The 12443-nt window shown below is 47.0% G+C and carries 8 protein-coding genes and 2 rRNA genes (1 of these 10 only partly in view); 7 read left to right on the top strand and 3 right to left on the bottom strand.

Annotated features, from left to right (window positions below; all coding sequences use genetic code 11):
- Positions 1–20: 20 nt before the first annotated feature.
- Positions 21–1331, bottom strand: a complete 1311-nt coding sequence (locus EJE48_RS12160) for a Na+/H+ antiporter NhaC family protein (RefSeq protein WP_174707778.1) — start codon at positions 1329–1331, stop codon at positions 21–23.
- Between the two features lie 249 nt (positions 1332–1580).
- Between EJE48_RS12160 and EJE48_RS12165 the strand changes: the two genes are divergently transcribed.
- Positions 1581–2840: a hemolysin family protein gene (locus EJE48_RS12165; RefSeq protein WP_243108025.1), complete on the top strand. Its 1260-nt coding sequence runs from the start codon at positions 1581–1583 to the stop codon at positions 2838–2840.
- 322 nt (positions 2841–3162) lie between these two features.
- Here EJE48_RS12165 and EJE48_RS12170 read toward each other — a convergent pair whose 3' ends face one another.
- Positions 3163–5100, bottom strand: coding sequence for an NAD(+) synthase (locus tag EJE48_RS12170; RefSeq protein ID WP_118582074.1), 1938 nt, complete (start codon positions 5098–5100; stop codon positions 3163–3165).
- Positions 5101–5114: 14 nt separating this feature from the next.
- The gene (lexA, locus tag EJE48_RS12175) at positions 5115–5723 is read right to left on the bottom strand and encodes a transcriptional repressor LexA (RefSeq protein ID WP_118582071.1); all 609 of its coding nucleotides are present in this window, start codon (positions 5721–5723) and stop codon (positions 5115–5117) included.
- Between the two features lie 250 nt (positions 5724–5973).
- Between lexA and yneA the strand changes: the two genes are divergently transcribed.
- The 6 genes from yneA to EJE48_RS12200 form a co-directional block, all read left to right on the top strand.
- Positions 5974–6294 carry a cell division suppressor protein YneA gene (yneA, locus tag EJE48_RS12180; RefSeq protein ID WP_016407371.1) on the top strand — a complete coding sequence of 107 codons (321 nt, stop codon included), beginning with the start codon at positions 5974–5976 and terminating at the stop codon, positions 6292–6294.
- Between the two features lie 212 nt (positions 6295–6506).
- Complete coding sequence (locus tag EJE48_RS12185; protein WP_118582065.1) at positions 6507–6971, top strand: NfeD family protein; 465 nt, start codon at positions 6507–6509, stop codon at positions 6969–6971.
- Between the two features lie 15 nt (positions 6972–6986).
- A complete protein-coding gene (floA, locus tag EJE48_RS12190; RefSeq protein WP_118582062.1) occupies positions 6987–7997 on the top strand; it encodes a flotillin-like protein FloA in 1011 nt (336 codons plus the stop codon).
- A gap of 172 nt (positions 7998–8169) precedes the next feature.
- Complete coding sequence (locus EJE48_RS12315) at positions 8170–8325, top strand: hypothetical protein (protein WP_016407368.1); 156 nt, start codon at positions 8170–8172, stop codon at positions 8323–8325.
- A gap of 695 nt (positions 8326–9020) precedes the next feature.
- Positions 9021–10555, top strand: a 16S ribosomal RNA gene (locus tag EJE48_RS12195).
- A 344-nt stretch (positions 10556–10899) separates the two neighbouring features.
- Positions 10900–12443, top strand: a 23S ribosomal RNA gene (locus EJE48_RS12200) (its annotated part continues 1116 nt past the right edge of the window); the annotation flags it as partial.

The raw sequence follows: 12443 nt of genomic DNA on the forward strand, positions 1-12443 counted from the left end.
ACATCCTGTGGCTGAACCGCTTATTTCTGCTTTTCCTTTCCGAAAAAGATGAACAGAAGAGAGCTGATGAGCAGCATATAAGGATAGAACAGCTTCGGCATGATTTCAAATGCGTTGACGGTTTCGCCCAGACCGGATGCGGCGGCAATGGCAACGAGCATCTGTGCGCCGTAGGGCAGGATACCCTGAAATACACAGGAGAAGGTATCCAGAATGGAGGCAGCTTTTCTGCTGCTGATGCCGTAGTCCTTGGACATTTCCTTTGCGATGGGGTTTGCCATAACGATGGCAACGGTATTATTTGCGGTTGCGATATCCATAAGCCCGACCAATAAGCCCATGCCGAGCAGACCGCCCCTTCTGCCCTTAAAGACCTGCTTAATCCAATGCAGGAGAGCGGCAAAGCCGCCGTATTCCTTAATGAGTGCGCAGATAGCGGCAACCAGAATTGCAACCATGCTGGTTTCAAACATCCCTGCGGCACCGGTGCCCATATTGCCAAGCAAATCGGTTGGCGTAATCATGCCGGTTGCAATCATGATAACAGAGCCGCTGATGACACCGATAATCAGTACAAGGAACACATTCAGTCCAACGATGCCGCCAATCAGTACCAGAATATAGGGAATGGTCTGAATCAGGTTATATTTTTCCGCAACAAAGCCGCCATTATAGCTTTTTACGGAAAGAACAAAGATAATGATTACGCTGACAATCGCCGCAGGCAGGGCGATAAAGAAATTTTCCTTAAATTTATCTGTCATTTTACAGCCCTGTCCGTTGCAGGCAGCAATGGTTGTATCCGAAATAAAGGACAGGTTATCCCCGAACATTGCACCGCTCATGACAGAAGCAATGCAAAGAGGCACGGAAAAGCCGGATGCCTTTGCAACAGCAATGCCGATGGGGACAATCAGCGTAATTGTGCCGACAGAGGTGCCCATGGCGAGCGATACAAGACAGCTGACGATGAAAAGCACCGCAACCGCGAACTGTGGTGGAATCAGAGAGAGAATGAAGTAGGCAACGCTGTTTGCGGAGGATCTGCCGACAACGCCGACAAAAATCCCTGCCAGCATGAAGATGAGAATCATCGTGATAATATTCGGGTCGCTGATGCCGGTGCCCATAACGGCAAGCTTATCATTGAGCTGCAGGGAACGGTTTTGCAGACAGGCAACAAGCAGGGCAATCAGAAATATGACAACAACAGGGATTTTGTAAAAGCCCATTTCGATGCGCAGGCCATATTCAAACAATATGCCAAGACCTAAATATAAAACAACAAATACGAATATGGGAAGCAATGCCTTCCCGTTTCTCTTTTCCATTTTCTTCTTCCTTTCCATACGATAAAACTACTAAGTTTTTGATTGAGATTCCATTTTTTTACAGCAATCTGCATGATACATTCATAGGCATTTCCCGCTCCTTTGAAAAATCTGTTGTATAACATCCTTTATATCCTAACATATTTTTTTGTTTGCTACAAGGATTGGGTTTTGTACAAAGGAGTTTTTGTTGCAAAAAAGTCACTTTTATAGTAAACTATTCAGATATATAGAAAACATTTGAGAGATATGGAGAGTGATGACCGTATGGACGGCAGTCCAGTGTTAATTGGCTTATTGATTTTTTTGGTATGTTGTTCTGCGTTTTTTTCCGCATCGGAAACGGCGCTGACTTCCCTGAGCAGGATTCGTCTGCGGAATATGGTGGAGGAAAATGTAAAAAATGCGGATTTGATTATGCGTCTGCTGGAAGACCCGAACCGCTTGCTGAGTTCCATTTTGGTTGGGAATAACTTAGTAAACAACGGCGCGTCTGCCCTGACAACCACATTGGCAATTCAGATTTTCCGCGGCAATTCCGGCGGAGCGGGGATTGCGACCATTGTGATTACCGTTATCATTCTGATTTTCGGGGAAATTACTCCTAAGACGATTGCGGCGCAGAAGGCGGAAAAGGTTGCTCTTGCAGTGGTAAAGATTATTTCCTTCTGTGTGCTGGTGTTCCGCCCTGTGGTTGCAGTGCTGAATGTGGTGACAGGCGGTTTGATTCGTCTTCTGGGATGTAATCCGAATGAAAAAGCACCGCTGATTACAGAGGCAGAGCTGAAAACCATGGTCAATGTCAGCCATGAAGAGGGCGTGCTGGAGCTAGACGAAAGAAAAATGATTAACAACGTGTTCGATTTCGGGGATTCCAAGGCGAAGGATGTTATGACTCCCAGAACGGATATCGTTGCGGTTCCGTTGGATGTGACCTATGGGGAATATGTCCGTCAGGTGCAGGAGGAGGGCTTTTCCCGTATGCCTGTTTATGGTGAGGACTTGGATGATATTGTCGGTATTCTGTATGTCAAGGATATTTTCTATCTGGATGAAGCGACCTTCTCGGCAGAAAAATATATGCGAGAGCCATTTTTCACCTACGAAAGCAAGCCTCTGGATGAGCTGCTGGCGGAGCTGAAAAACAGCCGTCTGGCGGTTGCAATCGTTCTGGATGAATATGGCGGCACATCCGGTATGATTACAACAGAGGACATTGTTGAGGAAATTGTCGGAGAAATCGGAGACGAATACGATGATGAGGAAGATGAAATCGAGGTCATCAAGGATAACGAATTTGTGGTGGACGGCAGCACCCGTCTGGAGGATTTCAACGAAATTGTCGGTACTGAGCTGGAAAGCGAGGAAGTGGATACCATTGCAGGGTATATTCTTCAGCTTTTAGGGAATTTTCCGAAAAACGGCGAGGTGATTGAGACGGATGGACTGCGGATTGTGGTTGAGGAAATGGATAAGAATCGTATTGAAAAGGTTCGTGTTTATAAATAAAAAGGAAATGGGGTATCTCCGTTGAGTGGCACCCCGAAGGGATAGACAAATATTTTTCAGCAAAACAATTCAAGCAACCGAAAGGGCTTATTGTCTGTATATTGCAGACGATAGGCCCTTAAATTTTGCCTTTATTCGGCTTATTCTGCGGCGGTGATGCGTCTCCTCCGGCATTGCCGGTATTGTCGGTTTCTTAAATTCCGATGCAGTATCGTTTGCCTGGCAGCTTTTTTGAGATAGGAAAACACCCCACCTGTGAAACAGTATACTGTCTAACAAATGGGGTGTCTGTAATAGATCTCTCAGCTTTTTTTGTATAACATTACAGCTTTTCGACCTCGTCCATCCAAATGCGGCTGACTGCATCGGTAGGCATTCTCCAGTCGCTTCTGGGAGACAGGCACAATGCCCCGACCTTCGGGCCATCGGGCAGACAAGAACGCTTGAACTGCTGGATAAAGAAACGGCGGTAGAAATTCTTGAGCCATTTCAGAAGGGTTGCTCTGTCATATTCACCGGCAAAGGCTTTTTCTGCAAGGAAGAGAATCTTTGCAGGATGATATCCGAAGCGGATAATCTGATAAAGGAAGAAATCGTGCAGCTCATAGGGGCCGACCAAATCCTCGGTTTTCTGATTGATTTTCCCGTTTTCATCCGGCGGCAGCAGCTCGGGGCTGACAGGGGTATCCAGTACATCCAACAGAGCGGCGGATGCCTCTGCGTCTACCTCGCCGTTTGTTGCGACCCATTTTACCAGAACACGCACCAGTGTTTTAGGGATGCCGCCATTGACACCATACATGGACATGTGGTCGCCGTTATAGGTTGCCCAACCCAAAGCCAGCTCGGATAAATCGCCTGTACCAACAACCAGACCATTGTATTTATTTGCCAGATCCATCAGAATCTGGGTGCGTTCACGCGCCTGTGCGTTTTCATAAGTAACATTATGCAGGCTGATATCATGGTCGATATCCTTGAAATGCTGAATGACAGCATCGCGGATAGGAATTTCCTTCATGGTGATGCCAAGACAACGCATCAGCGTCAGGGCGTTTTGATAGGTTCTGTCCGTTGTGCCGAAGCCGGGCATGGTTACGCCGATGACATGGGTGCGGTCAATGCCGAGATAATCACAGGCTTTTGCACAGACCAGCAGTGCCAGCGTGGAATCCAGACCGCCGGAAATGCCAATCACCAGAGAATCGGCATGGGTATGCTCCATACGTCTTGCAAGACCTGTTGTCTGGATGGCGAAAATATTTTTGCAGCGTGCATCCAGCTTTGTGGTTGGGGTGAAGGGGACATTGGACAGGGGTCTGCTCCAGTTGTCCAGTGTGGTGTCCTCTGCCATATCGAAGAAAATCTGGCGATAGAATTTTTGTGCCTCTGCTTTTTGCAGATGGGTCATGAAAGTGGTGTGCTTTCTGCGCTCGCTCATCAGCATTTCTACGTCGATATCGGCATAAACAAACTGGCTTTCGCGAGAGAAGGACTCTGTTTCCGCGAAAAGCGTACCGTTTTCGTAAATCATGCTGTGTCCGCTGAATACAGCGTCCTGTGTGGATTCGCCTGTGCCTGCGGAGGTGTATACATAAGCGGACAGGCAGCGCGCGGACTGCTGAGACACCAGCTGACGGCGATAGCCGGGCTTGGAGGCAAGCTCATTGCTTGCGGAAAGATTCAGCAGCAGCGTTGCGCCGTACAGGCTCAGATAGGAACTGGGGGGAATGGGTACCCAGAGGTCTTCGCAGATTTCTACGCCGATTTTCAGTGCAGGGAAATCTGCAGCGGCGAAAATCAGGTCTGCGCCGATGGGAACATTCTGCCCTGCATAAGTAATTTCTTCCGTCAAAAGGTCATCCGCAGAGGCAAACCAGCGTTCTTCATAAAATTCGCTATAGTTGGGGATATGTGTTTTGGGAACGATACCCAGAAGCTTACCCTTGTAGAGGGCAACAGCGCAGTTGAACATCTGATTATCCACAGCGATGGGCGCACCAATCAGGAGGAAGATATTCAGTGCTTCTGTTGCTTCTGCAATCTCCTGAATTGCCTGCTCGGCGGCGTGCAGAAGCGGTGTTTGAAAGAACAAATCCGCACAGGTATAGCCTGTAACGGAAAGCTCGGGGAAGGACAGCACGCGCACCTGCTTTGCGGCGGCTGCCTCCACCAGCTTCAAGATTTCCTCTTTATTATAGACACAATCGGCAACCCGCAGCTTTGGTACAGCGGAACCGACCTTTACATAACCATACATACTTTCATCTCTCCTTAGAATTTTCTGAACAGACCGATGACCTTGCCCAAAATGGCAACGTCCTTTACGATAATGGGTGACATAGAGGGATTTTCCGGCTGCAGGCGGATGAAATCCTTTTCCTTATAGAAGGTTTTGACGGTTGCAAAATCCTCGATTAAGGCAACGACGATATCGCCGTTATTGGCATCCTGCTGCTGGCGGACCAGAATCAGATCCTTATCAAAAATGCCTGCTTCAATCATGCTTTCCCCCTTGACACGAAGCATAAACACGGTGTCATTGTGAATATAATCCACGGGAATCGGGAAGGTATCCTCGATATTTTCCACGGCAAGAATCGGGATGCCGGCGGTGATATTGCCGACAATCGGCACATTCACAAATTCACGCTGGGGTGCATCAAAGTCGGAATCCAGAATTTCAATGGCTCTGGGCTTGGTTGGGTCGCGGCGAATCAGCCCCTTCTTTTCCAGACGGGACAGATGCCCATGCACCGTTGAGGTGGACTTCAGCCCAACGGCATCACAGATTTCCCGTACCGAAGGGGGATAGCCCTTTTCCCGCACTTCTGCTTTCATATATTCCAGAATTTGTCTTTGCTTTGCGGACAGCTCACTCATATACTCACTCCTTATGATTGTATCCAAATAGATGGGAATTATCAAGTCGATGGCAGAAATATCCTGCCGAGAAACGGAAATCGCCGGAGTTTCGGTAATTCCCGATGTTGCTTTTCATTATAGCATGGAATTAATACAAAATCAAACCTATGTTCGCAAAAAATGCAAAAAAGTGTTGACAAGGAATAGATGTTCGTGTAATATACAAGCATAAAACGAAGAAATGTTCGGAATGAATGGGGGCGAAAGCATGGAAAGAAGAACACAAAGAAGGGTCGTAAGAAAATCCAGAAAAATCAGAAAAAACGTATTTCTGCTGCTGACACTGGCGTTGATTCTCTGCCTGGGAACCTTTGCCATGGGCGCGCAGAAGGGAAGAGAAACAAAAACGTATTATGAGTCTGTGGAGATTCAGAGGGGCGATACGATTTGGGATATCGCGAAGGAATATAAAGCAGAGGGACAGAAAACCGAACAGATGGTTGATGCAATTTGTGAGGTGAACGGGCTAAAAACGGCGAACATACGGACGGGCGAAAATATCATCGTACCGGTGACGAGAGAAATATAAAAAAGGGAAACACAAAATACAGAAGGGAGATGAAGGAGCTTCATCTCCCTTCTGTAAATGGGGATAATTCTTAAGAAAATCTTACAGTTTTTAAAATCCGTTGCAAGCGAATTACTTTTTATGATACTATAAAGTCAAGAAGGGCATATTTGCTCCATGCGAATATACTTTGCCTAGACAGGGTAAAAAACTGCATAAAGGAGGTTGAAGAAATGTTTCCATGGATTGTTGTTTTGGCGGTTCTCGGTTTAGTGATGATTTTTGCAGAGATTCTAATGCCGGGGTTTGGTCTGTTTGGCATTTTGGGTACAATCTCCCTTTTCGGTTCGCTTGCGCTGACGTTTAAGATTTACGGATTGATTCTATTTTTAATCATGCTGGTTGCAGTTGTGGTTGTATTTTTTGCAATGGTATTTCTGGCAAAGCAAAGTGGACTGTACAATAAGATTGTATTAAAGGATAAGCAGGAAGCGAAGGACTTTGATGAAAATGCTCTGCAGGGACTGCTGGGACAGACAGGTGTGACACATTCGACGCTGCGTCCCTTTGGCGTGGCAGAGATTGACGGGAAGATGATCGATGTCTGTTCGCAGGGTGATTTTATTGACAGAGACGAAAAGGTGCAGGTTGTGCAAATCACGGGGAAAACTGTGATTGTAAAGGTATGCGAAGCATAAAAGGAGGCGTATGAGATGTTTGAAATTTTTGGTTTTATTATTCCGCTGATTGTCATTCTGGTGATAGTGGGGATTTTCCTGAGCTTTGTTCCCCTGGGGTTATGGATTTCCGCGGTTTCCGCAGGCGTTAGGGTAAATATTTTTTCGCTGGTCGGGATGCGTCTGCGTCGGGTGCGTGCGGATAAGATTATTCGTCCTTTGATTAAGGCGCAGAAGGCAGGGATGAATGTTAACGCAAATCAGCTGGAATCCCATCTGCTTTCCGGCGGTCGTGTGGATAACGTTGTAGATGCTTTGATTGCGGCGCACAGAGCAAATCTGGATCTTTCCTTTGAACGTGCGGCAGCGATTGATCTGGCAGGGCGGAATGTTTTTGAAGCTGTAAAAATGAGCGTCACGCCTAAGATTATCGAAACACCTTGGATTTCTGCCGTTGCGATTGATGGCATCGAGGTGAAGGTGATTGCGAAGGTAACAGTGAGAGCGAATCTGAGCAGACTGGTCGGCGGTGCAGGCGAAGAAACGATTATTGCCAGAGTTGGCGAGGGTATTGTTACAACGGTTGGTTCTTCTCAGAGTCATAAGAGCGTATTGGAAAACCCCGATCTGATTTCCAGAACAGTTTTGTCAAAGGGTCTGGATAACGGTACTGCATTTGAGATTCTGTCTATTGATATTGCAGATGTGGATATTGGCAGAAACATCGGCGCACACCTGCAGATTCAGCAGGCGGAAGCGGACAAGCAGATTGCACAGGCGAAGGCGGAAGAACGCCGCGCGACGGCGATTGCCAAGGAGCAGGAAATGAGAGCGGAAGTGGAACACATGAAGGCAAAGGTTGTGGAAGCAGAAGCAGAGGTTCCTCGTGCGATGGCAGAAGCACTGCGCAGCGGCAATCTGGGCGTGATGGATTATTATCGTATGCAGAATGTGCAGGCGGATACCGCGATGAAGAACAATGTCGGCAATACGGATTTGTCTAAGGTGTTCCATAAGGAGCAGTGCATCGAAACAAAAGACAATTAAAAATGAAATTTCGACAAGGAGAGGGGCAACCCTCTTTTTTGTTATATAATAAAGAAGAAACAGAGAAAAAATCCTAATAAAAGGAAAACGAATAAAATGAGAAAGACGAGACATACTATGACTGCGAGAGATGCTCGCCGAGAAAAAAGAAGGATGACAGGAGGTCATAGTCATGGACAAAAACAATAACAAAACAAACAAAACGGAAAAGAACAACCAGAAGGGCATGAACAGAACAGAATTTGCACAGGAATACAGTATTGATACCGGCAAAAACGAAAAGACAAATAAAACCAATAAAACAAACAAGACAAATAAGTGTGACTAAAAAAGGTTTTATTATGAAAAAGGCGGCTTTGATTCCAAGGGAAAAAGGGCTGCCTTTTCCTTTTTTTGAGGGGAAGGAAAAAATATCGAAAAAAGGTGAAAAAAGGTGAAAAAAGGTGTTGACATTTTGTGTTAAGCGTGTATAATAAATAAATGTCGCTGCACGAAAGCAGTCGGAAAAAGAGTATAGGCATTGGTCAACAGCGAATGTTTGAAAAGAAAAACATTGACAAGCGGGACTACGGATGATATACTGATATCCGCTGACATAAACAGCGAAAACAAGCACAGAAAAATAAATAAAAAAGTGCTTGACAAACTGAATGATACTTGATAAAATATCATTCGCTGTCGAAAAAAACAGCAAACAAAATCGAATCAGGTATGGAAAATAATACTTGACAAGAAAATGAAGATTTGATAAAATAATCTTCGCTGCTGAAAAGCAGATTGATCCTTGAAAACTGAACAATGGATATGAATAAACACAACCCATAGTCAATTCTGTCAGAGTAGTTCTGAGCTGATTATGAAGCGCGACCATGTGACCAAAGGTTGCGGGAGGCGCTGAATAGCGAAGAATGGAGCGGTTTTCGCGAAGCGAAAAGACAACGCGAACTGACGAGATAATGAACTTGATTTTGCCGGTTTAGAAAAACCGGAGTTAGCCAGAAAAACTGGCTAGGAACAAAACTTTAACATAAGAGTTTGATCCTGGCTCAGGATGAACGCTGGCGGCGTGCTTAACACATGCAAGTCGAACGAAGATACTTAAAATGAGAGCTTCGGCAGGATTTTTATTTATCTTAGTGGCGGACGGGTGAGTAACGTGTGGGCAACCTGCCCTATACTGGGGAATAATCACTGGAAACGGTGACTAATACCGCATGTCATTACGGAAGGGCATCCTTCTGTAAGAAAAGGAGTAATTCGGTATAGGATGGGCCCGCATCTGATTAGCTAGTTGGTGAGATAACAGCCCACCAAGGCGACGATCAGTAGCCGACCTGAGAGGGTGATCGGCCACATTGGGACTGAGACACGGCCCAAACTCCTACGGGAGGCAGCAGTGGGGAATATTGCACAATGGGGGAAACCCTGATGCAGCAACGCCGCGTGAAGGATGAAGGTTTTCGGATCGTAAACTTCTATCAATAGGGACGAAGAAAGTGACGGTACCTAAATAAGAAGCCCCGGCTAACTACGTGCCAGCAGCCGCGGTAATACGTAGGGGGCAAGCGTTATCCGGAATTACTGGGTGTAAAGGGAGCGTAGGCGGCACGCCGAGCCAGATGTGAAAGCCCGAGGCTTAACCTCGTGGATTGCATTTGGAACTGGCGAGCTAGAGTACAGGAGAGGAAAGCGGAATTCCTAGTGTAGCGGTGAAATGCGTAGATATTAGGAAGAACACCAGTGGCGAAGGCGGCTTTCTGGACTGAAACTGACGCTGAGGCTCGAAAGCGTGGGGAGCAAACAGGATTAGATACCCTGGTAGTCCACGCCGTAAACGATGAGTGCTAGGTGTCGGGGAGGAATCCTCGGTGCCGCAGCTAACGCAATAAGCACTCCACCTGGGGAGTACGACCGCAAGGTTGAAACTCAAAGGAATTGACGGGGGCCCGCACAAGCGGTGGAGCATGTGGTTTAATTCGAAGCAACGCGAAGAACCTTACCAAGGCTTGACATCCCGATGACCGCTCTAGAGATAGAGCTTCTCTTCGGAGCATCGGTGACAGGTGGTGCATGGTTGTCGTCAGCTCGTGTCGTGAGATGTTGGGTTAAGTCCCGCAACGAGCGCAACCCTTATCCTTAGTAGCCATCATTGAGTTGGGCACTCTAGGGAGACTGCCGTGGATAACACGGAGGAAGGTGGGGATGACGTCAAATCATCATGCCCCTTATGTCTTGGGCTACACACGTGCTACAATGGCTGGTAACAGAGTGAAGCGAGACGGCGACGTTAAGCAAATCACAAAAACCCAGTCCCAGTTCGGATTGTAGTCTGCAACTCGACTACATGAAGCTGGAATCGCTAGTAATCGCGAATCAGAATGTCGCGGTGAATACGTTCCCGGGCCTTGTACACACCGCCCGTCACACCATGGGAGTTGGAAGCACCCGAAGTCGGTGACCTAACCGTAAGGAAGGAGCCGCCGAAGGTGAAGCCAGTGACTGGGGTGAAGTCGTAACAAGGTAGCCGTATCGGAAGGTGCGGCTGGATCACCTCCTTTCTATGGAGAAAAGCGGAGAAAAGCTGCATAAAAGCTTTTGTCAGAATGGATTGCTTGCAAGACAGGCTGACAAAGAGGTTTTAGGTAGGTTTGCGGAGCAAATACATGAGTAATGCGAAGCATTACGAATGGTTTTTCGTAAACATTTTTCAACGCAAGGTTGTGAAAGATATTCATTGTTCGGTTTTGAAGGATCAAACCTTCAAAACAACTTGCACCTTGAAAACTGAATACAAGTAAAGCAAAAATAGAGTCAATCGAGAAAACAAAATTTTCTATTTTCAAATGTAACAAAAGTTGTATCGCTACAACGAAACATTCCAGAGAAATAGCTATATTAAACTGGTCAAGCAAGAAAGAGCACAAGGAGAATGCCTTGGCACTAGGAGCCGATGAAAGACGTGGTAAGCTGCGAAAAGCTTCGGGGAGGCGCAAACAGCCATCGATCCGGAGATATCTGAATGGGGAAACCTACTTGAGCAAACCTCAAGTATCCATATGTGAATCCATAGCGTATGGAAGGGAACGCTGTGAACTGAAACATCTAAGTAGCAGTAGGAGGAGAAAGAAAACTCGATTTCCTAAGTAGCGGCGAGCGAACGGGAAAGAGGCCAAACCGAAGGACCTGGTTCTTCGGGGTTGCGGACTGCAATTAGCATTGCTGAGAGATAGACGAATGGTTTTGGGAAAGCCAGCCGTAGACGGTGAAAGCCCGGTAGACGAAATCTTGAAGCAGCGAGCAGGATCCAGAGTACCACGAGACACGAGAAACCTTGTGGGAAGCCGGGGGGACCACCCCCCAAGCCTAAATACTCCCTAGTGACCGATAGTGAAGCAGTACTGTGAAGGAAAGGTGAAAAGGACCCCGGGAGGGGAGTGAAAGAGAACCTGAAACCTTGTGCTTACAAACAGTCAAAGGCCTACGGGCTGATGGCGTACTTTTTGTAGAACGGTCCGGCGAGTTACTAATGCCAGCGAGGTTAAGATGTCAGAAGCATCGGAGCCGAAGGGAAACCAAGTCTGAATAGGGCGTAGAGTTGGTATTAGTAGACCCGAAACCGGGTGACCTATCCATGTCCAGGTTGAAGGAACCGTAAAAGGTTTTGGAGGACCGAACACACATGTGTTGAAAAACGTGGTGATGAGGTGTGGATAGCGGAGAAATTCCAATCGAACTCGGAGATAGCTGGTTCTCCTCGAAATAGCTTTAGGGCTAGCCTCGAGCTGGAGTCTAACGGAGGTAAAGCACTGAACTGACGCGGGGCCCAAAAAGGTTACCAACTCATATCAAACTAAGAATGCCGTCAAGATACCCTCGGGAGTCAGTCTGCGTGAGATAAGTCGCGTGGACAAAAGGGAAAGAGCCCAGACCGACAGCTAAGGTCCCAAAGTACGTGTTAAGTGGAAAAGGATGTGGGATTTCATAGACAACTAGGATGTTGGCTTAGAAGCAGCCATACATTTAAAGAGTGCGTAATAGCTCACTAGTCGAGAAAACCTGCGCCGAAAATGTAACGGGGCTAAAACACGACACCGAAGCTACGGATTCCTTACAAAGTAAGGAGTGGTAGAGGAGCATCCTGCAAGGACGAAGCCAAAGTGAGAGCGATGGTGGACGAAACAGGAGAGAGAATGCCGGAATGAGTAGCGAGATACATGTGAGAAACATGTAGGCCGAATATCTAAGGATTCCTGGGTAAAGCTAATCTTCCCAGGGTTAGTCGGGGCCTAAGGCGAGGACGAAAGTCGTAGTCGATGGATAACAGGTTGATATTCCTGTACTACACATAATCAGAACTGTGGGGACGCAGGAGGATAGGGAAACCGGGGAATGGAAAGACCCGGTCAAGCGTAAAGCTGTGGGAGATAGGCAAATCCGTCTCCTGTA

It is taken from the genome of Anaerotignum faecicola (assembly GCF_003865035.1).
GTDB classification, from domain to species: domain Bacteria; phylum Bacillota; class Clostridia; order Lachnospirales; family Anaerotignaceae; genus Anaerotignum_A; species Anaerotignum_A faecicola.